The 24,002-nt window shown below is 68.1% G+C and carries 10 protein-coding genes and 2 pseudogenes; 7 read left to right on the forward strand and 5 right to left on the reverse strand.

Going from position 1 to position 24,002, the window contains the following annotated elements; all coding sequences use genetic code 11:
- Positions 1 to 7: 7 nt before the first annotated feature.
- The gene (locus tag OG470_RS32485) at positions 8 to 6,535 is read right to left on the reverse strand and encodes a neuraminidase-like domain-containing protein (RefSeq protein WP_328418426.1); all 6,528 of its coding nucleotides are present in this window, start codon (positions 6,533 to 6,535) and stop codon (positions 8 to 10) included.
- A 323-nt stretch (positions 6,536 to 6,858) separates the two neighbouring features.
- On the opposite strand from OG470_RS32485, the gene OG470_RS32490 reads away from it, so the two are divergent.
- Entirely contained in the window at positions 6,859 to 14,628 is a 7,770-nt protein-coding gene (locus OG470_RS32490) for a SpvB/TcaC N-terminal domain-containing protein (protein WP_328418428.1), read from the forward strand.
- Here OG470_RS32490 and OG470_RS37415 read toward each other — a convergent pair.
- Positions 14,594 to 14,965: a transposase gene (locus tag OG470_RS37415; protein ID WP_442931224.1), complete on the reverse strand. Its 372-nt coding sequence runs from the start codon at positions 14,963 to 14,965 to the stop codon at positions 14,594 to 14,596. The genes OG470_RS32490 and OG470_RS37415 overlap by 35 nt on opposite strands.
- A 255-nt stretch (positions 14,966 to 15,220) precedes the next feature.
- Between OG470_RS37415 and OG470_RS37420 the strand changes: the two genes are divergently transcribed.
- Positions 15,221 to 15,385: a recombinase family protein gene (locus OG470_RS37420; protein WP_442931225.1), complete on the forward strand. Its 165-nt coding sequence runs from the start codon at positions 15,221 to 15,223 to the stop codon at positions 15,383 to 15,385.
- On the opposite strand, the gene OG470_RS32500 is transcribed toward OG470_RS37420, so the two are convergent.
- The gene (locus OG470_RS32500) at positions 15,378 to 16,466 is read right to left on the reverse strand and encodes an ISAs1 family transposase (protein WP_328414502.1); all 1,089 of its coding nucleotides are present in this window, start codon (positions 16,464 to 16,466) and stop codon (positions 15,378 to 15,380) included. The two genes, OG470_RS37420 and OG470_RS32500, sit on opposite strands and share 8 nt — an antisense overlap.
- Before the next feature lie 265 nt (positions 16,467 to 16,731).
- Here OG470_RS32500 and OG470_RS32505 point away from each other — a divergent pair, with 265 nt between their 5' ends.
- From OG470_RS32505 to OG470_RS32515, 3 genes are all read left to right on the forward strand, one after another.
- Positions 16,732 to 17,598 carry a zinc ribbon domain-containing protein gene (locus OG470_RS32505; protein WP_328418430.1) on the forward strand — a complete coding sequence of 289 codons (867 nt, stop codon included), beginning with the start codon at positions 16,732 to 16,734 and terminating at the stop codon, positions 17,596 to 17,598.
- 423 nt (positions 17,599 to 18,021) lie between these two features.
- Positions 18,022 to 18,699 carry a hypothetical protein gene (locus OG470_RS32510; protein WP_328418432.1) on the forward strand — a complete coding sequence of 226 codons (678 nt, stop codon included), beginning with the start codon at positions 18,022 to 18,024 and terminating at the stop codon, positions 18,697 to 18,699.
- Between the two features lie 134 nt (positions 18,700 to 18,833).
- Positions 18,834 to 19,613 carry a transposase family protein gene (locus OG470_RS32515; RefSeq protein WP_328415194.1) on the forward strand — a complete coding sequence of 260 codons (780 nt, stop codon included), beginning with the start codon at positions 18,834 to 18,836 and terminating at the stop codon, positions 19,611 to 19,613.
- Between the two features lie 415 nt (positions 19,614 to 20,028).
- Here the strand turns inward: OG470_RS32515 and OG470_RS32520 are convergent, their stop codons facing one another.
- The gene (locus OG470_RS32520; protein WP_328418434.1) at positions 20,029 to 20,958 is read right to left on the reverse strand and encodes an alpha/beta hydrolase; all 930 of its coding nucleotides are present in this window, start codon (positions 20,956 to 20,958) and stop codon (positions 20,029 to 20,031) included.
- A gap of 347 nt (positions 20,959 to 21,305) precedes the next feature.
- On the opposite strand from OG470_RS32520, the pseudogene OG470_RS37425 reads away from it, so the two are divergent.
- Positions 21,306 to 21,472 (forward strand): annotated as a pseudogene (locus tag OG470_RS37425) (ATP-binding protein); the annotation flags it as partial.
- 33 nt (positions 21,473 to 21,505) lie between these two features.
- A pseudogene (locus tag OG470_RS32525) lies at positions 21,506 to 22,204 on the forward strand (IS6 family transposase).
- A gap of 285 nt (positions 22,205 to 22,489) precedes the next feature.
- Here the strand turns inward: OG470_RS32525 and OG470_RS32530 are convergent.
- The gene (locus OG470_RS32530) at positions 22,490 to 23,959 is read right to left on the reverse strand and encodes an NF041680 family putative transposase (RefSeq protein ID WP_328418436.1); all 1,470 of its coding nucleotides are present in this window, start codon (positions 23,957 to 23,959) and stop codon (positions 22,490 to 22,492) included.
- Positions 23,960 to 24,002: the final 43 nt, after the last annotated feature.

The following is a 24,002-nucleotide window of genomic DNA, read 5'->3' on the forward strand; positions in this document are numbered from 1 at the left end:
TTCGCGCTCAGCGGGAAATAGCTTGGGCGGTGATCGTGCCCAGGTCGGGGAAGGTCAGGGGTGCGACCGCAGGTTCGGGGAACAGTCCGAAGGAGTGTGCTGGCTCGCTAGGTCCGGGGTGGACGTAGAAGACATGCCTGCTGTCCTGGAAAAAGAACGGGGCCTGTTGCGGATCCTTTAGTCGGTGCATTGGCCCGATGCCTCGGTAGGGTGGCTGGCTGGCATGCAGCACGACCATGGGAGCCAGTGGGTTGTCCCTCGCGGTGACGACGAACGGGCCGGTCTCGGAGAATTGTCGATCCGCGGGGAATCCCAGCGACCCGGCTTGGTCGTCCTCCTTGCGGACTGGCAGGCTGTGCGTGGTGTAGAGCCGGAAATGGGAGTTGCCGCTTCCGCCCGGGCTGGGGTTGAGCACGACGATGCCGAGGCTGTCGCGTACGCCGGTGACGTCCTCCTTGATATCGGAGGCCAGGCGTAGCGTCAGTGGATCGCCGATCACGCTGAACTGGGCCCCCAGGTCGATCGGCCGGTCGGGGTCTGAGGTGCGCGGCGACTGCCACCGGCCGTTGTAGTACTCGCTCCAGAACAGACTCACGGTCAGCGTCGCGGTCGGGCTGGATTTCAGGTCTCGCACGGCCAGGTCTCCCAGCCGTGCTTCTGGCTTGGCGGACGCGGCGAACGGGCCCGGCTGCCGGCTGTCGGGCTGCTTGGAGACCTTCAGCCAGAACAGCAGGAACCGGCCTTTCCAGATCACCGGGAGTACGGGGTCGTCCTGGATTTCGAGGGTGACCCGCTCCCACGGCCGCCACGTCCCGTCGAGGGTCCGATGGTAGTAGCTGCGTTTCGCCCCGGAGGTGCGGCCGATGACGTGCACAAGTGGATCAAGGACGTCGGTGTTGGCGGCCTTGCGCTCGTCGACGTGCATACCGGCGATCTCGAGATTTGCCACGTCGTCGAGCTTTTCCAGGTAGTGGCCCAGTGCGGTTGCGGCGGCCTGGTCGGTGATGTCGGACTGAAGCAGCTCCGACTCCACCTCGCGGAAGAACGGCGACTTGTCGTCCCGGAGATCAGGGTCGAGCCAGTTTTCCGGGAACAAAAAGACCTTGCGGTTGGCTTCCCAGATCCGGTAACGCTTTATTGCCTCCCAGCGCTGCGGGTCGATCGACTCCGGCGAGACCTCCGGCTCGAGGTTCAGCAACGACCGCGCGACGAACAGCTGCACGGTCGAGATGGCCTGCGCGATACGCGATGTGGTCATGCACGGGTCCATCTGCACGTCGATGAGCAGCTTTTCGTACAGCTGGTCGGGAGAGATGAACTCGCCGGTGACCTCGTCCACGGTCAGGTCGGGGTCGGGGTTTTCCAGGTGCAAGACCTTGCCCACAAGGGCGTCGCGAGCGGCGCGGCGTAGCTCGTTGTGGATCGGGCGTGCGACGTCTGCCCAGGCGGTGTCGTCGTAGCGGGCGCGGAGGGCGTCGCGCACGTCCCGCACGTCCTGTCCCGTTGGAGTGGTCCTGAGGGTGCGGGCGAGTGTGGTCACCGGCAGCGCGACGGTGCGGATCAGATCCAGCACGTCGGCCACCCGCTGGAGCGCGTCGATGCTGCGCAGCGCAGATCCCGCGACTCCCAGGTGCTTGGCGACGCAGTCCACGGCCGGCGGGGTCACCCCGGTGAGCGCCGCGATCAGTGCCGATGGCGGGTCGAGCACTGAGGCGTCGAGCAGGTCGACGATTGCGGTGCCGGTGACCCGCCAGCGCTCGCGTAGCTGACAGTAACGGGCGAGGGCGTTGACGGCGCATACAAGTGTGAGCCGCGCCGCTGAATCGGGAGCGACGGGCACCGCGGACAGCCAGCCGACGTCACCGATGCGGTACTGCGGTGAGCGCGCGAGGGACAGCAGCTCGCGGGCCGTAACTCTGAGCGCGGACGAAAAATCGACGGCCGCCAGAAGCCGTCGATACGCGCTGGTGAACACCGCGACGGTATCTGCGGGACAGCAGGCGCTGCCCGGCAGCGGTACCGTGGCGACTCCCTCGGCGTGCCACCGCAAACGCAGCGTGATGCTCAACCCGGTCGCGGTCAGCTTCAGCGACACTGGCCGCCCGGCCACGAGATCGATCGGCTCCGCCGTCCACGTCTGGCCTTCGCGTCGCAGATTCACAGGCTGGCAGTCGACCTGGAGCGCGACGGAGGAGCCGTCCGTCTCCACCGTCAGCACATAGGCTCCCGGGACCGGCGGGTCGACGATGGCAGCCCAGGTTCCGCTGATCGGTCCGGCGGGCATCCCGGCCGCCTGGGCCAAGTCCGCTCCGCCGGGCCCGTAGTCGACGCCGAGTGCGATGCCGGTCCGGACCGGTTCACCGGTGGCCGGGGCTTCGCCGGACCCAGCCCAGAAGCGCACGCTCAGCCCGGCGGCGGTGACCGCCGCCAGGTCGTCCCCGACCGAACGCTGCGGTGCGGACCCCGGCATCGCGACGGGATCCTCGATGAGGGCGATGACAGCCTCGGGCTCGGTACCGATTACGGGGCCCAGTACCTCGCCCAGTTGCCGGCGTCGCAAACTGGGCCGCAGATCCTCCAGCAAGGCCGCACCCAGAGCTGCCAGGCGCCCCTCCTTGCCCAAAACGGCGGGATCGGCCGCCCAAGCACGCCACCGCTGTTCCAGGATCGGATACGCGCGGAACAGCGGCAGGTAATCGGCCTGCCCGGCGTTGGCCAGGGCCGCGACCGCGTCGGTCAGGCCGGCCGGCAGGTCGGGCAGGGCCCTCACCGCTGCCGCCGACTCCGGGGTCAGCACCCCGCGATGGATCAGCAGCGACCGCTCCGCGTCGTACGCGAGGCCGGGCGCGACGGCCAGCACCGGTTCGGGGAGCTGCGCCTCGCTTTGCTGGTAGGCGGTGGTGTAGGTCGAGGCCGCGGCGAGAAGGCCGAGGAATGTGTCGCTGACGTCGGCGGGGAACACGGTCGTCAGGACAGCGCGCAGCGCCGACTCGGTCCACTGCCCGCCGGCGGGTGCGCGGGGATCGGCGAGCGCGCAGCGGACCGAGCGCAAGACCGGCATGATCTCCGAGTCCGAGCTGCTGTCCGTCCCGAGCGCCAGCGCCGCGAGGTGCGCGATGGAAAGGCCGGACTTCCGGATCGACCGGACGAGACGCACGAGCTTCAAGAAGTCCGGCTCGGATTCATCCAAGGGGGCGAATGGGTTCCAGTCGGTCGCCTCGACGAGGTTGATCAGCTCCGTAACGCTTATCTGCAGGGTCCGGGCGAGGTAGCCGTACCGGAACAGAAGGCTGATGGAGGCGACGGACAGTGGCGTCGTCGCGTCGACACGGGCGGCGGACGCAACCACGGTGAACTCTTCGGCGGTGAGCTTGAGCGCCGCTTGCAGGGCCGGGATGTGATCGAGCAGCCGGGCGTCCGGGCGGGCGGGCGGGCTGCCGTTCGGGCCGGGTCCGAACACCGGATCGGTGCCGAGGAGAGTGGATGTGGGAAACAGCGTGCGATACGGGGCCCTCGGGCCGTGGGTGCCGAGCGGCGCGAAGCAACCGAGCAGCCACGGCAGGTCGTCGGCGGCATCGAGTCCGAGCAGGTCCATCCCGGTCAGCAGGTGCCCGAGCCGGATCAGAACGGCGTCAAAGCCGGAGTCGAGGTTGCGGCGTACCTCGGCGATGGACGCGGTGACCGGCACCGGGGCGGGCCAGAGCGCGGCGAGCACCTCGTCGGTTCGCTCGATGCTCCAGCCGAGTCGGTTGCGCAGGCGGACGAACCGCGCGATCGCCAGCAGGTCGACGGCCCGCAGCTTGTTGCGCGCCACGTCGGGCAGGGTCCGCCTCAGCTCCAGCTTGGCGAAGGCGCCGGTCGGGTCTCCGGCGGGGGGCTCCTGTCCGCTCGGATCGGTGAGCACGACGATGTTCATGATCTGTTCGTGGTGGGCGGTCAGCCACGCGACGACATCTCCACCGAACGGCGCGGTGTCCAGACCAGGTCGCAGCGCCGCCCTGAATGCCGCAGGGGTGATCGTCCCCTCGTGCAGAGCCTGGATCGTGGGGAAGCCGACGCCGAGAGTGCGGAGGAGCACCAGCAGATCGGCGTCGGGGTTGACGAACCGCGTCTGGATCAAGCTGACCAACTCGGCGGGGCTGATGCCGAGGCGACGGGCGAGCCGACGGGCGTTGCCCACACCGCTGACGAACTGCTCCTCCGTCACCCGCGCCGGGTCGTCGCCGTAGAGCTGCTGGGCGGTCACGGCGGACCCGATCAGGAGGTCGCGCTCGGCCGGGTCGATGCCTACCCGTTCCCGCACCACGTCTTGCCACGACCGGCCGTTGGCGTCGTCGGGGGCAAGCGAGGCCATCGCGTCCCTGAGGTTCACCCTCGCTTGGACGAGGTAGGCCCGCAGGGCGGACAGGCGCTGGTCCCACGGCAGCACGAGCGGGTAGCAGGCCCCCCGCAGCGCGGAGTAGGCGGCCTCGTCCACGAACTGCGGCGAGGCCAGCAGTTCGGCGGTGCTCGTACCCGGCGTTACATCATGGCCCTGGTACCCGTCGATCGAGGAATGGACGACGACATGTTCGAGGATCTCATTCGCCAGATCGACGTACGGAAGCTCGGTGACTGTGTTCTCGCAGCTCAGCGCTATGTGCTGCAGATCGGGGCGGCGCTGCAGGAGCACGTCGAGCGGGCGGCGGCCGCCGGACTTCGGGTCGCAGTTCAGGAACTCGAGCAGGTCGACTAGGTAGGCGGCCGGGCTGAGCACCGACTCGCAATGCTCGCAGGCGCCGGTGTCGGCTGGGCCGAACAGCGTCTCCAGGTTCGGCAGCGTACGCACGTCCGCTAGGCGTGCCGCCTCGTTCGCGGCGCGGGCCCGCGCCCCGGGTCCTGTGCGCGCTGCGGGTCCGCCACGCGGTACCGCGAATACTTCGGGCGCGGCGCGGGCCACGAGATGGCTGGTGGCCGTGGCGAGGGTGGCGGTGTAGACCTGATCGCCGCGTCGGAAGGTTTCCCGGGCGACGTCCTCGCCGCCTAGGGCGGAGCCGAACCGCGAGACGAATGCCGCCTCACCGTGCATAGCCACCGCTCGGGCGGAGTCGAAGCCGAGCGCGCGCAGAGCCCGCACCGCTTCCGGGTTGGGGGCGACCGCGACGATCCGCTGCAGGGTCGCGACCGCGTCGCGCACCGGCGGTTCAAGATCGATGCCGTGGGCACCCACGAAGTGGTCGATGGGGTGCACGGCGAGCTCGAACCGGTCGTTGTGCTCGGCGAAGAAGTCGGCCACAGCGCGATCGGTGCCGGGCGGACCGTCGACGGGGATGGCTCCCTCGGCCACCTCGGCACTCAGAACGGCGGTGGGATGGCGTAGCCGCAGTTCCTCGGCCAGAATCGCGGCGTAGGTGTCTCGCCGTGAGGCCTCGTCCTCGCCTGGGAGGTCGTCGGGGACCGGCACGTCGGGGGTGAGGTGCTCCCGCCACCGGTGCGCGTGGTGGTAGCCCGCCACGGCGAGATCACTCACTCGCGCCGGGGCCGGGCCGCCGTGAAGTTTGGCGATCAGCGCAGCGTTGTTGCGGGTCAGGTTGGCCAGCGCCCCATCGAGTTCCAGTCGGGCGGCGGTGTCGTCGGCGAAATGCCCTCGCACCTGCGACCACAGCGTGTCAGGCGCATCCCGATACTCCCGGTAGATCTGGGCGAAGCGATGCCGGTCGGCCGCATCGGGCAGAGCGTCGATCAGCAGGTCGCCCAACCGCGAGTCACCGACCCCGGTGGGCAGATCCAGGACCGCGTGACCAACCAACGCGCGTACCGCCTGGAGGCTCGCGGGGATTGCCTCCGCAAGCTGCGGCGCGATGATCCCCTGTTCGATGGCGCGGGACCATACTGTCTCGATCACGCCGGCAGATGTGAGTGCCCACAGCCGCGAGCCCGCGGGCAGACCGGCCCGGTACAGGGCGTAGTGCAGCGGGGCGGGGATGCCGGTGTCGGCCGCCTCGCGCTCAGCCAGCGAGGCCATGGAAACGGCTCGGGCATTCCACCCGCTCTTGGCGGCCGCGAACGTGACGTCGCGGCGTTGCTCGTCCTCCACAAGACGAGCCGGGCTGACCGGGATCTCGCCGGCACCGGCCAGCCCCTCGGCGATGTCGGCGACAAGACGGCTGTGCTCGTCGAGGACGGGTACCGCGCCCGCCGGGAGCACGACGTTGACGTGCTCGTCGGGGCCGGCGTCGAAGCGCGTCGCGGAACGGGCGATCACTTCCCGTTCGGGCGCCGGGCTGGCGACGGGCGTCGCCTCGTTCGAGGGGGCCGGCGTCCGGACCACCCGCACGACGAGGTCAAGGCTCGCTCCTGGCCTCGAGCGGACCGACTCGGAGTCGAAGGTCAGTACGAACGTTCCGTCCGCCTTCACCGCTGCCGCGCCTACCAGATGCTCGCCGCCTAGGCGCAGATCGAAGACCTCAACGGCGATTCCGGCGGTGACCGGGGATCCCGTGTCGTCACGGACGGTCCCGCCGATCCGGAACTTTTCCGCCTCAGATGTCGTCATAAACCGTCCGCCTCCCAGCCGGGCGCGGCCCCGAGGTCAAACCGTCAGCGTCGCCAGTCAAGCTGACCCCCACACCGCGGCACGGGAGGCAGATGAACCAGCCCCTGCGGCACCTTGACCCAGTCCGATCCGTCGTACGGCCTCCGCCACATGCGCTGCTCACACCGTAACTTGGATAAGTAGGGCTAATGCGCGTGATGGCGATATAACGTCGGATTCAGCCACACGCCCAGACCTTGTCGCCTTGGCGACGCCGTACTCCCCGACCATCTACCAGGACGTGGGCCGCAGTGTGCGTTCATGCGACTGGAGGGTGTTGCGGTATGGACGAGCAGCCTCGACCGAGTGAACGGCCCGTGTGGGGCCGGTCCGGCTCGGCGAGCGAGCCGCTCGGCTCCTCCGGGCCTCGGCCGCCGGCCATCAATCTCCCGAAGGGCGGCGGTGCGATCAAGGGGATCGGCGAGACGTTCGCCACCAACCCGGCGACCGGCGCCGGATCGATGAGCGTACCGATCGCCGCCAGCCCTGGCCGCGGAGGCTTTGGTCCGCAACTGTCGCTCACCTATGACTCCGGCGCGGGCAACGGCCCGTTCGGCTTCGGTTGTGGTCTTGGGCTCCCCGCGATCACTCGTAAGACCGACACGGGTCTGCCGCAGTACGATCACGCCAGCGAGTCCGACATCTTTGTCCTGTCCGGCGCGGAGGATCTGGTACCGGTTCTGGTTAAGCAGAACGGCCAATGGACGCGCGAGAGTCTGCCGCCGCGCACAATAGGCGGCGTTCAGTACTGCGTCCAGCGTTACCGCCCCCGCGTCGAGGGTCTCTTCGCACGGATCGAGCGCTGGACGAACCTCAGCAACCCGACCGATGTCTTCTGGCGCTCGATCTCGCGCGACAACATCACGACCTGGTACGGCAGGACCGACGAGTCGCGCATCGCCGACCCGGCCGACGCCCGGCGCATCTTCAGCTGGCTGATCTGCGCGAGCTTCGACGACAAGGGCAACGTCATCGCCTACGGCTACAAGCCCGAGAATGACAAGCAGGTCGACACGAGCAGGGCCAATGAGCGCAACCGCGAGCGGAGCGCCAACCGCTACCTCAAGCGGATCCGCTACGGCAATCACACTCCGTACTTCCCCGCTCTTGACCCGGTGGCCGCCTGGCCGGCGCTGCCCCCCGACGACCAGTGGTATTTCGAACTTGTCTTCGACTACGGCGAGCACGACGCGGCGAGCCCGCTGCCGGAAGACGAGTCGGACTGGCCGGTCCGCCCCGACCCGTTCTCCTCCTACCGCTCCGGCTTCGAAGTGCGCACATACCGCCGCTGCCGGCGCGTGCTGATGTTCCACCATTTTCCCGATGAACCGGAGGTCCGCGCCAATTGTCTGGTCCGCTCGACCGACTTCACCTACTCACATGACGAGCAACCGGCGAACGCGCGCCGCCCGATCTACTCGAAGCTGGTGGCGGTCACGCAGTGGGGCTACCAGCGCCAGAGTGACGGCTATCATTGCCGGTCGCTGCCGCCGGTGGAATTCGGCTACAGCGAGGCGATCATCCAGAGCGAGCTACGCGAGCTTGACCCCGACAGCCTCACGAACCTGCCGATCGGTCGGTACCGGTGGGTCGATCTGGACGGCGAGGGGTTGCCCGGATTCTTGACCGAACAGGCCAATGCCTGGTTCTACAAGCGCAACCTGAGCCCGATCAACCGTGTCGGCCGAAGCGGCGACCAGCACGTCGAGGCGCGCTTTGGTCCGCTCGAGGTCGTCACGCCCAGCCCGGCACTCGCGCTGGCCGATGGCGCGCAGTTTCTCGACCTGGCCGGCGATGGGCGTCCAGACGTCGTGCAGTTCGCCGGGCCGGTTCCCGGCTTCTACGAGCGCGCCGAGGACGCACAATGGGAACCGTTCACCGCCTTTCGCGCGTTGCCCAACCGCGACTGGGCAGATCCGAATCTCCGATTCGTCGACCTTGACGGTGACGGGCGCGCCGATGTGCTGATTACCGAGGACCACGCGCTGGCCTGGCATCCGTCGCTCGGCGAGGATGGCTTCGGCCCGCAGCGGCGCGTGAACGCGGTGTGGGACGAGGAGTGCGGGCCGGTGTTGGTCTTCGCCGACAGCGAGCAGTCGATCTACCTCGCCGACATGAGCGGTGATGGACTGACCGACCTCGTACGTATCCGCAATCGCGAGGTCTGCTACTGGCCGAACCTGGGCTACGGCCGCTTCGGCCCGAAGGTGACGATGGACGGCCTGCCGGGGCCCGGCGCGACGGGCGAGGACGCGATGGCGGGTCATGACGAACGGGAGCCGTTCGACCGGCCAGAGCTGTTCGACCAACGACGCGTGCGGCTGGCCGACATCGACGGCTCCGGCACGACCGACATCATCTACCTGCACGCCGAGGGCGTGCGCATCTACTTCAACCAATGCGGCAACAGCTGGAGCAAGCCGGTGACGCTCCCAGCTTTTCCACCAGCCACGACGATGACCAGCGTGGAGGCGGTTGACCTGCTCGGCAACGGCACGGCGTGCCTGGTCTGGTCCTCGCCGCTGCCGGGCGACGCGCGCCGCCCGCTGCGCTATATCGACCTGATGGGCGGGCAAAAGCCGCACCTGCTGGTCACGACGAAAAACAACCTGGGCGCGGAGACAAAGATCCAGTACGCCCCTTCGACGAAGTTCTATCTGCAGGACAAGGCTGCCGGTACGCCCTGGGCGACAAAGCTGCCCTTCCCGGTGCATGTCGTCGAGCGGTTGACGGTACGCGACACATGGCGCGGGACCAGCTTCTCCAGCACCTATAGCTACCACCACGGCTACTTCGACGGACCCGATCGCGAGTTCCGCGGCTTCGGGCGCGTCGAGCAGGTGGATGTCGAGGACTACGGGACGTTTACCGCCGGAAACGCAAACAGCCCCTACGTCACCCAGGACCGCCGGCTCTACCAGCCACCGGTCAAGACCGTCACGTGGTATCACACCGGTGCCCTGCTCGACGGCGAGCGGATCCTGCACCAGCACGAGCGCGAGTACTTTCCGGCCTGGTTCGAAGACCGTCAGCCCGGACAGCAGGTGCTCGGGACCTTCTATGAGCGCGCGCTGCCGGAGCCGGACATCGACGCGCAGAGCCTCACCGTCGACGAGCGACATGAGGCGCTGCGGACATGCAAGGGCATGCCGCTGCGCCAAGAGGTCTACGAGCTGGACATCGCCGCACTGACCAAGGGCCAGCAGACACCGGTCAGGCTCTTCTCGGCGACCTCCCATGCCTGCCACATCCGGTTGGAGCAGCCGCGGGCTGGCAACCGCCACGCGGCCTTCCACGCCAGCGAAAGCGAGGCGATCAACTACCACTACGAACTCGACCTGCGCGCCGAGACGCTCGCGCCCGATCCGCGCATCACGCACACTCTGAACCTGAGAATCGACGAGTACGGCAACACCCTCCAGGCCGCGACGGTTGGCTACCCGCGCTGGTCGGCTGCGCCGCTGGACGACCCGCTCCTGACGAACGGGGCCGAGGCCCTGGTCGCCGCCGTGCAGGCAGAGCTGCACATCGCCTATGTCGAGACGCACTACACCGACGATGCGGTGGCCGATCCGGACAGCTATCGCCTGCGCCTGCCCTGCGAGGTGCAGACCTACGAACTGACCGGCGTCAAACCCGCCGATGCCGGCGACGGGAGCTACTTCGCGCTCGGAAAGCTGCGTGAGCTCAAGCTCAGCGATCGTTATCAGAGGCGCGGGACGGCCGTCGAGGCGATCCCCTACCAACAGCTGCCCGACCGGACGACGCGACAGAAGCGGCTGGTCGAGCAGACGCGTTCGCTGTACTTCGACGATGCGCTGGACGGGCCGCTGCCGCTCGGTACGCTGAATGCCCGCGGACTGTCGTATGAGACCTACACGCTGGCCTTGACCAACACGCTGCTGACGAAAGTATTGGGCGATCGGCTGACGCCCGACGTCGCCGCCGCGTTGGACAGCCAACCTCTCAGTGGCTATCTCAGCGGCCCGGCACTGGCACAACGGTTGGGCGAGGACACGGCAGGGCAGTACTGGCGCTGTTCGGGGGTAGCCGGTTTCAACGCCGACGCGCAGCAGCATTTCTTCCTGCCCGAGCGTTACACCGACCCGTTCGGGAATGTCACAGTGCTTGACTATGACCCGCGCGATCTCTACCCATGCGTGATCGCGGATGCGGTTGGGAATCGTACCGAGGTCGTCGCGTTCGACTTTCACATGATGGCGCCACGCCAGATCTGCGACATCAACGGCAACCACTCAGAGGTGCGCTTCGACGTGCTGGGCATGCCGGCCGCGACCGCGCTGAGTGGCAAGAACGGCGAGGGCGACCATCTCACCGGGATCGACGATGCGACGCTCAATCCGGATCTGGCAATCCTGGCCAATTTCTTCGTCACCAACGATTACGACGCGGCCGGGGCAAAACAGCTGCTCGGCGGCGCGACCACCCGGCACCTCTACCACTTCGGCGAGACCATGCACAACGGCGCGGTCGTGTGGGGGCAGCATCCGCCCTGCGCCGCCCAGATCGCCCGCGAGGAGCACGCAGCCGAGCAGCCCGACAGCCCGGTACAGGCAGCGTTTGAGTACTCCGACGGCGGAGGAAACGTCCTCGTCAAGAAGATCCAGGCCGAACCGACGCTGCCCAACGGGCCGCTGCGCTGGATCGCCAGCGGCAAGATGATCCTGAATAATAAAGGGAAGCCGGTCAAGCAGTACGAGCCGTACTTCAGTCCGCCGGAGGTCGGCCACCGCTTCGAGGAGCCGCAGGAATCCGGCGTCACGCCGGTGCTGTTCTACGACGCGGTCGGGCGGCAGATGCGCACCGACTCGCCTGATGGCGCGTACACCAGGGCCGAATTCTCGCCCTGGCACGTCGCCGAATATGACGCGAACGACACGGTGCTCGAGCCGGGGAACGCCTGGTACGCGCGCATGAGCGCGTCGGCCGTCGCCGCCGAGCGACGCGCGGCCCAGCTCGCCGCCGGCCACGCCGCCACGCCCGCACTCACGCTGCTGGACAGCCTCGGGCGTACGGCGGTGACGATCGTCCACAACCGGGCGGATGGCGCGGACCAGAAGTACGTCACCTTCATGAAGCTCGACGCCGAGGGCGAGCCGCTGTGGGTGCAGGACGCGCGCGGCAACCGGGTGATGCAGTACGTCACCCCGCCGCTGCCGTCCGGCGCGCACCCGTTCGACGACCCCCAAAACCTCGCCCCGCAGGGCTTCGCTCCGTGCTACGACATCGCGGGAAAGCCGCTGTTCCAGCGCAGCATGGATGCCGGAGATCGGTGGATGCTCCACAACGCGGCGGGCAGCCCCCTTTTCACGTGGAGCAGCCGCGGCTTCCGTTCCCGCATGACCTACGACCCGCTGCACCGGCCGGTCGGCGTCTTCGTGTCCGCGGCCGGCGATACGACCCTGACCGGCGCCCCACGCACCCCGGCGCTGCCGCCCGACCGCGAGGTGCTCGTGCAGCTGCGGGTCTACGGCGAGACACACGACGACGCCAGCTGCAACCTGCGCGGCAGGCCCTACCGGGTTTACGACGGTGCCGGGGTGGCGACCAGCGTGCGCTACGACTTCAAAGGCAACCTGCTCACCAGCGACCGCCGCTTCGCACACGACTACAAGACCATTCCGGACTGGTCAGCGCTCGCCGACCTGACCGACCTGAGCCAGATCGCCGCCGCGGCCGAGCCGCTGCTGGAGTCGGCGTCGCCCCTGACCACCCAGACCGAGTACGACGCGCTGAACCGCCCGACGACGGTGACGACGCCGGACGGCAGCATCTACCGCGCAGCGTTCAACGAGGCCAACTTGATCGAGCGAGTGGAGGTGAACCTTCGCGGCGCGGTGACGGCCACCCCGTTCGTCACCAACATCGACTACAACGCCCGAGGCCAGCGGGTACGCATCGAGTACGGCAGCGGCGCGCGAACCGGCTACGACTACGACCCGTTGACGTTCCGGCTGAACAACCTCCGCACGACACGACCGGCTAGCCCCGACACCACCGCCTCCATACTGTTCAAGAACGCGACGGTGGTGCAGGATCTGCGCTACACCCACGACCCGGTCGGCAACATCACGCGGATCGAGGACGCGGCGCTCAACACCACCGTGCAGGCCGGGGCCGCCTCCGACTACCGCTACGACGCGCGCTACCGGCTGATCGCCGCGAGCGGGCGGGAGCACAGCGGGCAGACCGGCTTCGCACTCAGCCCGAACGGTGCGGGCCTGCGCGATTACCCCTTCGCCGGCGAGCGCGTCCACTCGAACGACCTTCAAGGGCTACGCGGCTACGTCGAGCGCTACCGCTACGACGCGGTCGGCAACATCGTGCAACTGGCCCACCACGCCGGCAGCGACGTCGACCAGCCCGGACAGGCGCTGTGGCAGCGGCACTACCAGTACGCCCTCGACAGCAACCGCCTGCTAGCCACCAGCCTGCCCGGTGACCCCGACAACCTGCCTGGGCACGCGTCGGTGGCCGGCTACAGCGCGAAGTACAGCTACGACGCGCACGGGAACATCGCCGGCATGGCGCACCTGCCGCTGATGCACTGGCACTACAAGGATCAACTGGGCGCCAGCGCGCAGCAGGTTGTCAACGACGGCACACCCGAGACGACCTACTACGTCTACGACGCTGGCGGCGGGCGGGCCCGCAAAGTGACCGAGACTCAGGCGGGCGCGCGTAAGAACGAGCGGCTCTACCTGGGCGGCTACGAGATCTACCGCGAGTATGGTGACGGCGACGTGACGATGGAGCGCCAGACGTTGCACGTGATCGACGGCAAGCAGTCCATCGCCATTGTTGAGACAGCCACCACACCGGCCGGTACGCCTGCCATCCGCTACCAGCTGAGCAATCACCTCGGCTCGGCCAGTGGAGAACTCGACCAGGACGGCGCGCTGGTCGGCTACGAGGAGTTCCATCCCTACGGCACAACGGCATTCCAGGCCGCGCGCAGCGCCGCCGAGGTCAGCCTCAAGCGCTACCGCTACACCGGCAAGGAGCGCGACGATGAGACGGGCCTCAGCTACCACAGGGCGCGCTACTACGCGCCCTGGCTAGGCCGGTGGGCGAGCGCGGATCCCCTCGGGATCAGAGAAGGAACGAATGTCTATTCCTACGCTTCGTCCAATCCTGCGAATTTCCACGATCGGGCCGGTCAATCGTCCGAGGCGGAACTCTCCAAGAGCGCTGCCGCGTTTGCCCAAAAGTTGGAAGCGTCCAATGAAAGAATCACCAACGTTGGCGAATCGTTCGTGCGACATACCAAGGAGTATCAGGAGGCGTGGCAAGCGGCGCATGGGCCACAGCGGACAGAAGGAGAAATCCAGCAGGTGGAAGCGGGCTGGGAACGTCTTCGCACGGCGACACGGAGACTGCAAACAGACGAAGCGGATCTCACAGCCGCCCTGTCAGAGCGAAAGGCACTGGCAGCAGAGGCGAAGTCTCTTGAATCTCGTGTTCTGAAGAACCTGCAGGCCAACTGGGACATCGAGAAGGCAGCGTACGACCAGTTATCTGGCTGCGAGGCTCGCGCGGGCATGAGGCCGCCCATTGGGGAGAGTAGGGGTGGTCGGTTTGCTCCGCCAGGACCGACCTCGCCTCGACCGACGGAGGTCCCGCCAATGCATGTGGCTCGCGCCGGACGCGAGTCACTTGCGGCGACGCAACAGGGTGAGGCCGTGCTGGCTCAGGCCGTGCGCAAGACCGTTGGAGCCGCGGAGGGCGGCTACAACTTGCGCGGGGTAGTCAAGGTTCTCTCCGAGGCCGAGGGGATGGACGAAGCGGCCGCAGGCGGACGCTCTGGCCGGCTCGGCCGTGTTCTCAAGGTCGGTGGCACAGTCCTGTTCCTCGCAGACCTCGCTACGAGCGGCGCGAACGATGCCGGTGTGTGGGATGTATTTTCCGCACCCGCTCGGCTTGGCATCGAGGCGTATCAGGAAGGCAAGGCCGCCGCCAAAGAGGCCATCAAAGCCTGGTTCAGCATCGGACCACGGCTCAACCTGGAATTGGACCGAAATACGAGGCGGTAGTCGGTCGGAACGCAGCGGTCGTCTTGTGAGTTCCAGCTGTGTCTACTGGGGACAGGCCGTAGAAGGGCCGGAGCTTGTAGTGGGGGAAATCGGCGGGCAGCGCATCCCACTGGCAGCCCGTCCGGTCGAGGTGGCGGATCGCGTCCACCACGTCCCGGCGGGGGTAGGTGATCGGCCGGCCGCGTCCGGTCCCGGCCGGCACGTGCGGGGCCAGGACGGCCCATTCGGCATCCGTGGTGTCGGACGGGTAATGCCGTGGCCGGGCGGTCGGCAGGTGATCGGCGAGGCTGGCCGGGGCGGTAGATGCGGCGACACCGGCGACAAGGTATACAGACAGGGTTGGGCCTTCGGTCGTGCTGGTTTAGTCGCCTTTGCTCGTACCGAAGGCCCTTCCCCATGTCACGCCGCCACGCCGGACATGCGAGATCATCGATCTCAACCGGGCCCCAGCGGCCGCCTCAACCCCTTATTTACCAGGCTCTTAGCTTGTCGTTTAACCTCCCGGCCCGATTAGCTGCGGATTCGGCCGGGGATCGTTTTGTGCATTGTGGACAGTAAGCGGCCTTGGCGTGATCATGGATGTTGCTGAGACATCGCGTGGTCCAAGAGCGCCGTCCGCGTCATCCTCACCAACCCCCGCTACACCGGACGGCAGGTCTGGAAAAAACAACGCACCGACGAGGTCCTACTCGACGTCGACGACGTCGCGCTCGGTCCAGGGCTCCGGCAAGGTAGTCATATGCCGGACTTCAGGTGAGTCCGAGGAGTTGTAGCGGTCGGTAGGGGTTTCGGCTGTTGCGGCGGAGGGCTTGGGCGATGGTGGTGATGCCGGCGAGGCGGAGCAGGCTGATCGCGGTGTTGCGCAGGGTGGCCATTGCGCGGGGTGCGTTGCGGGTGCGCAGGCGGCTGGCGTCTTCGCCGTAGGTGGTGTCGCGGATGTGGTGCAGGGTTTCGATGGCCCAGTGTCCGCGTAGCCCGTCGGCCAGGTCGGCGGGGTTGGCCTGGGCGGCGGTCAGGTTGGTGATGGCGTAGACGGTGACGGTGGACCAGCGGCCGGTGCTCAGGTTGAGTCGGCGGCGGCGGATCCGCAGGGCTTGGACGGCGTGTGGGAAGTCCAGGGCGAGCGGCCCGGTGCAGGTGACCGCTTGTAGACGGCGGATGTCGTAGCGGCCGTGGCCGCGTTCGCCGGTCTCGTCTTGGACCGGGACCTTCGTCCAGGGCAGGGCTTTGAGCTGCCGATACAGACGCGGCTGGTTCTTCTTCACGGTGAACAGGTAGCCGGCGTGCTTGGTCTCGGCGAGCCAGCGGGCATGCTCGCGTTGGGTGTGTAACGCATCAGCGGTGACGAGCGCCGCGCTCAGGTCGAGGGCGGCCAGCAGCGGCTGGAAGCGGGTGATCTCATTGGTCTTGCCGGCCACGTCGACTTGGGCGAGGACCGCCCCGGTGCGTTGGTCCAGCACGGCCAGCAGGTGCACCTGCGCTCCGGCCGGTCCGCTGCCCCGCAGGGTTTTGCCGTCCACGCTGTACACACGCCGCCCGGTCGGGGTTCCTGCCGCCGGCCCGGAGGCGATGAGCCACCGGCCGACCGCGTCGTCCAGGGCGTCGGCGTCGACGCCAGCCAGGATCCGCCGGAATGTGGACTCGTCCGGCGCCCGATACACCCCGGTGAGCGGGTCTCGGAACACGCCCAACTCGGCGAGGACCTGCTGCGGGACGTCGCCGGCCCATTCGGCGACGGCCGCCGCGGACCGGGCGCCGGTCAACACCGCCGCGACCGCGGCGGCCAGGACCCCGGGCAGCGCATGGACGACACCGCGAGGGTCTCGCCGGTCCGGCACCTGCCTCAACGCCGTGACCAAGCTCGTCCGGCCGCCTGTCAACGGCTCGTCCAAGCGGTCCGCGTGCACGGCCAACACGTCAATCAGCGATGATGTTCCCAACGGGCGCGGTCCTCTTTGATCTTCCCAGCTTCGACACCTGGATGATCATCGAAAGGCCGCGCCTGTCCTCATACCGTGATGATCAGGAGCGTCTGCACTCAAACGGCCAGACCGGTCATATCGCTACCTTGCCGGAGCCCTGGCGCTCGGTCACACCGGAGTCATGCGCTGGAACCCGCCAGACAAGTGGGTGATCTCCAAGGAGATCACCCATCCACTCATCATCGATGATCCAACCTTCGAACAGGCTCAGACGCTGCTCAAACGACACCGGCTGGGCCTGGACATCCCGCAACGGCAACGCCCCGCCCGTAACGCGTACGTCTTCCGTGGCCTGATTTACTGCGCCGCTTGCCAGCGCCGGATGCAAGGCCAGTACAACCACGGCGCCGCCTACTACCGCTGCCGCTTCCCCCAGGAATACGCCCTCGCCAACGAAGTCTCGCATCCCCGCAACGTCTACCTCCGTGAGGACGCCCTCACCGACCCACTCGACACATGGCTCGCTACCGCGTTCGATCCCGACCGCCTTGAAAAGACGATCACCGTGATGGCAGATGCCCAGTTGGGGAAGCGGGCCTCCCCCGCCATCGCCGCCGCTCGCACGACCATCGCCGAGTGCGACGCGAAACTTGAGCGCTACCGGGCAGCCCTCGACGCCGGAGCCGACCCCTCGGTCGTCAGCAGTTGGATAGCACAGACGCAGGCCGAACGAACACGGGCCGAAACCGATCTGCACACGCCGGACTCCGCCGCACCACGCCGGATGACCCAGGAAGAGATCACCACGCTGGTCCAAGCACTCGGGCACATCGTCACAGTGCTCCACGATGCGGACCCCGCCGACAAGGCCGAGGTCTACCGACAGCTCGGCCTGCGGCTGACATACCATCCGCAAACGCAAACGGTGCACGCTAAAGCTGATCTCAGCGCGCACCGTGGGCCTATGGGTCGTGTCCGAGGGGCGACACGGACCGAAGCCCCACCGCCGATTACTATCGGCAAGACTTTGCGGCTCAGCCGACTCTAGCTACTCGGTGACCTCTTCGGGGGCCGCCGGAGCGCTCGCGCCGGCGGCCTGGAATGCGTCCGCAGTTGCCGGCCCGCAGGCCGTAACTCCGGCAAGGCTCGCGGTGGCCACCGCGGCGGGAACGAGGCCCATGCGCCCGATGCGGGTGCGCGGTCGGCCAGTCGGGGTGTGCTCTGCACGCTGGTTGCCCTCCCCCTGGTCAGTCGCCGCGACGGTACCGATCAAATAAGGGCTCGTGGGGGCATCTGGTCGGTAGGCCCGTCGGTACCCCGCCCGCGCCCGCCGTCCCCGACCGGAACCCACCACGGGGCACCGCCCCGGTCCGCCCCGCCGTATCCTGCGCCGGTTCCGTACCTCTGCCCGATTACGACCCGTCCCCGCTCCCACCCCCGCGCATACGCGACGCTGGCGCCCCTCAGGGTGGTGGCTGGGTTCGCGGCCACACTGCTGCTCGCCGGCTGCGGGATCCTCGCCGGGTCCCGCCCCGCCGCCGCGCTGCGGTTCCAGATCGCGGCCGACACGGGGGACGGGTACATGAACCAGGTGCTCACGATCTTCAACGACGGCCCCCAGGTGCTCGCCCCGACGCTGGAGTTCACGGCGCTGGACGCCGCCCGGACCCCACTCTCGAACGTGGAGGTCGCCACGGTCTACGGCAGTGACCGGGGCCGGCTGGTCGTCCCACCAGCCGGCGGCATCGACGTGCTGGTCTTCACGGGCGGGGCAGCCCAATTGGCAGAGGATGTGGCCGTCTCGGTGCGCACCACGGAGACGGTGAAGGCCCCCGCCGTCGACGTAGACCCGGTCGTCACCCCAGTAGACGAATCCGGCCGCGTGCCCGACCGCAGCAGCCGGTTCACCGCCGTGTCGGTGCGCAACGACGACAGCGACCAAATGAGCGTCCGGCTGGTGTACATCATCTGGACCGAGCCGGAGGGAAACCAGCGGCAGCAGGCCGAGCGGGTGGTACCGGTCGGCGACCTGATCGTCGTACCGCCCAAGCAGACCACTCTGGTTCCGGTGGCCGGGGAGGCGCGGACCGCCGTGGCGGGTGCGGCAGGACTCCTCCCGACCAGTATCAAGGCGTACCTCTCCCGGTAGCCCGCACGTCTCGCGGTCCGGCCGCCGCTTAGGGCATGGACCGACGGTTCCCCGGGCGGTGCTGCGCCGGCTGCTAAGGGACGTCTCGTAACCCCGGTGTCTGTCCGTTGAGGACGGTCGGTCAGGATGCCTGGGTGCAGGTGATCACCGCGGCCCGCCCGGAGTGGATCTTTCCGTTCACGGGGCTGCAGCCCGCCCAGTTCCGCAAGCTGGTCCGCGTGGTCGCCGAGCGTGGCGGTGACGGCATCGCCGATGGCCGGCCGGGCCGGCAGTGGGCCTTGGACCTTCCCGATCGGGTGTTGCTGGTGGCCACCTACTGGCGCACGAACCTGACGATGCGCCAGATCGGGCCGCTGTTCGGGGTGTCGCACTCGGCCGCGCACCGGGTCATCGACACTCTCGGCCCGTTGCTGGCCCTCGCGCCGGTGCTGCGGCGGCCGGTCGAGCAGATCGCCATCGTCGACGGCACCCTGATTCCCACCCGCGATCACCGGCTGGCCGCCCGCAGCAAGAACTACCGGTACTCGACGAACCTGCAGGTCGCCATCGACGCCAGCACCCGCCTGGTCATCGCCGTCGGCGACCCACAGCCGGGCAACCGCAACGACACGATCGTCTACCGCACCAGCGGCATCGAGGAGAAACTCGCCGGGCGGCCGGTGATGGCCGACGGCGGCTACCGCGGCAACCCCGAGGTGATCATCCCGTACCGCAAGCCCGCCGACGGCGGTGACCTGCCGGCCTGGAAAGAAGCCCTCAACGTCGAACACCGGAGGGTCCGTGCAGGGGTCGAACACGCCCTGGCCAGGATGAAGTGCTTCAAGATCCTGCGTGACTACCGCCGCGCCGCTCACACATTGGCCGACGCCGCTTCCGGCATCGCCAACCTCCACAACATCATCCTCGCCGGCTGATCGCCGGTCTGGCGCCGGGCAACACCTTCACCCAGTTACGAGACGTCCCTTAGGCGGCAAGTACGCCGAGCACTTAGGCGAGATGAGAGAGGCGGGCGGAGGGGCTTGGCCCGTCCGGCCGGGGCCTTCCGGCCTCCGGTGTGCAGGCGGTTGGCGTAGACGTACTCACCCACCGCGTTGACGGACGAGCACCACGCCAGCGAGGCGCTGCTGGGCGATGCGGGCACCGGTCTGCAGAAGCCCCTGGCTAGGCCCGCTGTTGGACCTCCGGTGGCACATACCGCCCGTCGTCGAGGCTCCCCCGGTCGGACTGGTCCCGCCGCGGGGCTCCGTGGCCACTGAGCGCTTCGTGCCCGCCGAAGTGGTCACCGAGCAGGAGACCCTGGTCGATGGTTGCCGACGAGATTGGCGCCGGTTACCTGACTGGGTTAAGGCCGCGTCGGAGCGCATCGACTGTTTCGGCGGCCTGGCGCCGGGATACGGCCGCGCCCGTGATGGTGGCCGATCGGTGGAAGGTGCCGGGGAACAGGTGCAGCTCAACCGACACGCCGGCATTCAGCAGGCCGGATGCGTAGGCCAAGCCCTCGTCACGCAGCGGGTCATTCTCGTAAACCGATACGTACGCCGGGGGGAGGCCGGAGAGATCGTCGGCGCGGGCCGGTGCCGCGTAGGGAGGAACGACCCCGTCACGCCCCCCCAGGTAGTGCCGCCAGCTCAGCACCGCATCACCATGGTTCCACAGCGGGGTGTCGCCGAACGTACGCATCGAGGTTGTGTCCAGCCGGTCATCAACCTCGGGGGCGTCGAGCAGCTGGAAGCACAGAGGTGGTCCGCCGCGGTCGCGGGTGAGCAGCGTCAGTGCTGCGGCGAGGCCGCCGCCGGCGCTCATGCCGTACACGCCGATCCGTGCGGCATCGACGCCGAGTCCATCGTTTTCGGAGGCGATCCAGCGCAACACGGCCTCACAGTCATGCAGGGCAGCCGGGTACGGATGCTCAGGGGCCAGCCGGTAGCCGACCCCCACGACGACTGCGTGAACTTGGGTGCACAAGTCCATGGCCTGTGCGGTGACCGTCTCCAGGTCGCCCATAACGAATCCGCCGCCATGCAGCAGGAGCAGAGCGGGAAGTGGGCCAGTGACGTTGGGCGGCGTGCAGACCCTGACTGGCACGCAGTTGCCATCCATACCAAGCACCTCGTGGTCGGCAACGATGACCTCGCCCCGTGGGGGCCGTTGCGCGCCCGCAGCGAGCTCCCGCATCCGGGCGCGGGCCCCGGCGAGGTCGTGGATGTGCAGGTCCGGCAGCGTGGGCAGGGCTGCTGCCAGCTCGGGATCCAGGTACACGCTGCGACCCCCTTGCCAACTGGTGACAGCGTCCTCCCGGGCAACCCGGCCCTGCCACTGCCGTTGACGTTCCTGGCGCAGAGAGGGACCAGGCATCGGTCCTCGCGCAGATCGGACTGCTCACGCTGAACCAGCTTCCAGCCCTGAGCCGTGGTCAAGCGTACGTTCTCACCGACGACACCAGCAGGCTGAACCACCTGATCCAGTCACCAGCGCACTGAACGCCCGTCAGTCGCCGTAGACCGCGCTGCCACGCGCTGATCCTTCTTCTCTGCTGGCAATGTACCAAGTAGGCCACGCGCCACGAGCTGTATCCCGGTACGTATTCAGCTTGAGACAGACCGCCGCGGATCTTCGAGCCGTTCTTCACCACCAAGCCGGTCGGCGAGGAACCGGCCTCGGGCTGGACATCTCCTACCGGATCGTCGTCAACAAGCACCACGGGGACATCCGGGTGCAGTCCGAGCCGGGGGGCTGTTGCGTTGCCTGTGTCCGGGGACCGAGGCAGGCTTGACCGGTGAGGCTATCGAGCCGTCGTCGCCCCTGGTTGCCGCCGAAGTCGGCGTTCACCGGATTCCGTTTCCCGTCCGAGGTGATCGTCATCGCGGTCCGCTGGTACCTGCGCTGCAACCTCTCCTACCGAGACGTGGAAGAACTGCTCACCGAACGGCGGTGTCGAGGTCGATCACGTCACCGTGTTTCGGTGGGTACAACGGTTCACCCCGCTGTTGGCCGATGCCGCCCGGTTCGCCCGCCACTCACCGGGTGACCGGGTGGTTCGTCGACGAGACCTACATCAAGGTCAACGGTGTGTGGCGTTACGTCTACCGGGCGGTCGACCAGCACGGGCAGGTGATTGACGTGCTGGTCTCGGCTCGCCGGGGTGCCGTCACGGCCCGGCAATTCTTTCTGCGGGCGCTGCGGGTGCTGAAGGTGAGGGCGAGGCCTACCGAGGTCGTTACCGACGCCGCCCCGGTCTACCCCGCCGTGCTCGATGAACTCGTCCCCTCGGCCTGGCATCATGTCGAGCGGCACGCCAACAATCCGATTGAGGCCGATCACAGCCAGCTCAAACATCGGCTACGACCCATGCGCGGGCTCCGGACCGACCAGACCGCACAGCTGATCATCGCCGGACATGCGTCCATCCAGAATCTGCGCCGCGGACACTACGAACTCGGACTCGACGCATCCCCCGAACTTCGCTGTCGCCACGGCGTTCAGCGAACTCGCCCGGGTGCACTGACCGCAGACCCCGACCCCGGCCTGACGCGTCTCCCGATCAGGCAACGCAACGGCACCCTACAACTCACGCCCAGATGACCGCATCAGCCTGTCATACCCGGGCTGGGTCGCCGAACAGTTCGGCGCTCGATCGACCTTCCTCCTCGGCGGCGGCGTGTCGCTCATCGTAGGTCTCGTGGCCCTCACACTGCTGTTCAAGACTCCCCCTCTCTACCGCGCCAGCCTCGTCCTCATCGCCGCCATCATCTGGCTTCCATGATCGGCAGGACACGCCCTAGCTTGATCTTTAACCTGTGCGGCGTGGCCTCGGGTTATTCGAGTTCTTCGTTTTCTTCGTGTCACCTTTCGGTTTTGTGCTGGTGGCGGCGGTGACGATGTGGACGTCGTGGCGGGCTGCCGGGTGGCGGTTGCGTAGTCCGGGTGGTCGGCCGGGTCCTGGCCGGGAGGGTTTCGGTGCGCAGGCGGGATTGCCGGCTTTGCTGCATAGGTGCCGAAACCCTCGCCGGACGCGGGCGGGCGTGAGTCGCTCGGGCGGGGCTGGGCGTTCCCAGGGCCGACGCAGGTCGGCGACGGCGCCTCGGGCGAGGCGCAGCTGGGTGTAGGCGGCCAACACGAGCCAGGTCCAGCGGTCGGCGGCGTGCGGGTCGCGCAGTTTCGGGCTGGTCCAGCCGAGGGTTTGCTTGAGCATGCGGAAGGTGTGCTCGATGTCGAACCGGCGCAGGAACGCCTGCCAGAGCAGGTCGGTCTCGGCGGTGGTGGCTTCCGGCTGCGACCACCAGAGCCAGACCGGTTTCGCGCTCGCACCCGATGGCAGCCGGTCGACCTGCAGCAGGATGACGGTGCCCTCGATGATCGGCAGCGTTGCGGTGTGGCTGGTCCAGGCGGTGCGATGGGTCAACCGTGGGTGCAGCCGGTTCCATGCCCGGGCGGTCGCGGTGCCGTAGAGGCGGGTCGGCGTCGTGGTGGCTGAGTCCGGGTCGCCCCAGCTGGCGGGATCGCCGAAGATGAACTCGCCGCCGTGCCGTGGCGGGCGGCCGTTGCCGGTTCGTTCCAGCGGTGCGCGCCTGCGCAGGACCCGGTCGGAGCGCATCCGCACCAGCAGTTGCACCGGCAGGTCAGCGAGCAGGAACGCCAGTCGGGGACCGTCGTAGCCGGCGTCCGCGACGATCCAGATGTCCGGATCGCCCGGGCGCCACTGCCCGGCCGTGATCAGCCGCTGCACTACCTCCCGTAACTGGCCGGCGGTGACCGAGGCGATGTCGTCGCCTGGCGTCAGCCGCCGGGCGTCCAACGGCGCAGTCCACGAACTGCGGCCGGTCTCCAAAGCCGTGACCAGCGAGTACGGCCAGCCCGGAATCATGATGTGAGTGTCCTTGCCACGCCCGTAGGTGTGACACAGCACCCGCTGCGGCGAGGTGTGCGCCTCCGGGCGCAGCCAACACGTCACGTCCACCGCCAGGACGATCCGCCCGTCCGCGGCGCGCGGCACCGGCACCGAGGCGAGGGCGGTCCGCAGCCGGTCGACGTCGAGGCGGCCACGGTTCAACGCCGCATACAGCGAGCCGTGCCCCCGCCGATGCTCACCGACCAGCGACAACTCCACCAGCGAACGCACCGGCGCGTCACCGCACAACAGGGCGTCCGTCAGCTCGAACAACGCATCGCCACGAGCGGTGAGGCAGCGGTGGAACTCGCGCCGGAACACCGTCAGCCGCCCGACCGCACCGGCCGGGTCGGCGTCATGCACACTGATCATCAGACAGCCCTTGATTCTTGATCTTCTTCCCTAGTACTCCAAC

Origin of the sequence: Micromonospora sp. NBC_00389 (assembly GCF_036059255.1) — a bacterium.
In the GTDB taxonomy this organism is placed as follows: domain Bacteria; phylum Actinomycetota; class Actinomycetes; order Mycobacteriales; family Micromonosporaceae; genus Micromonospora.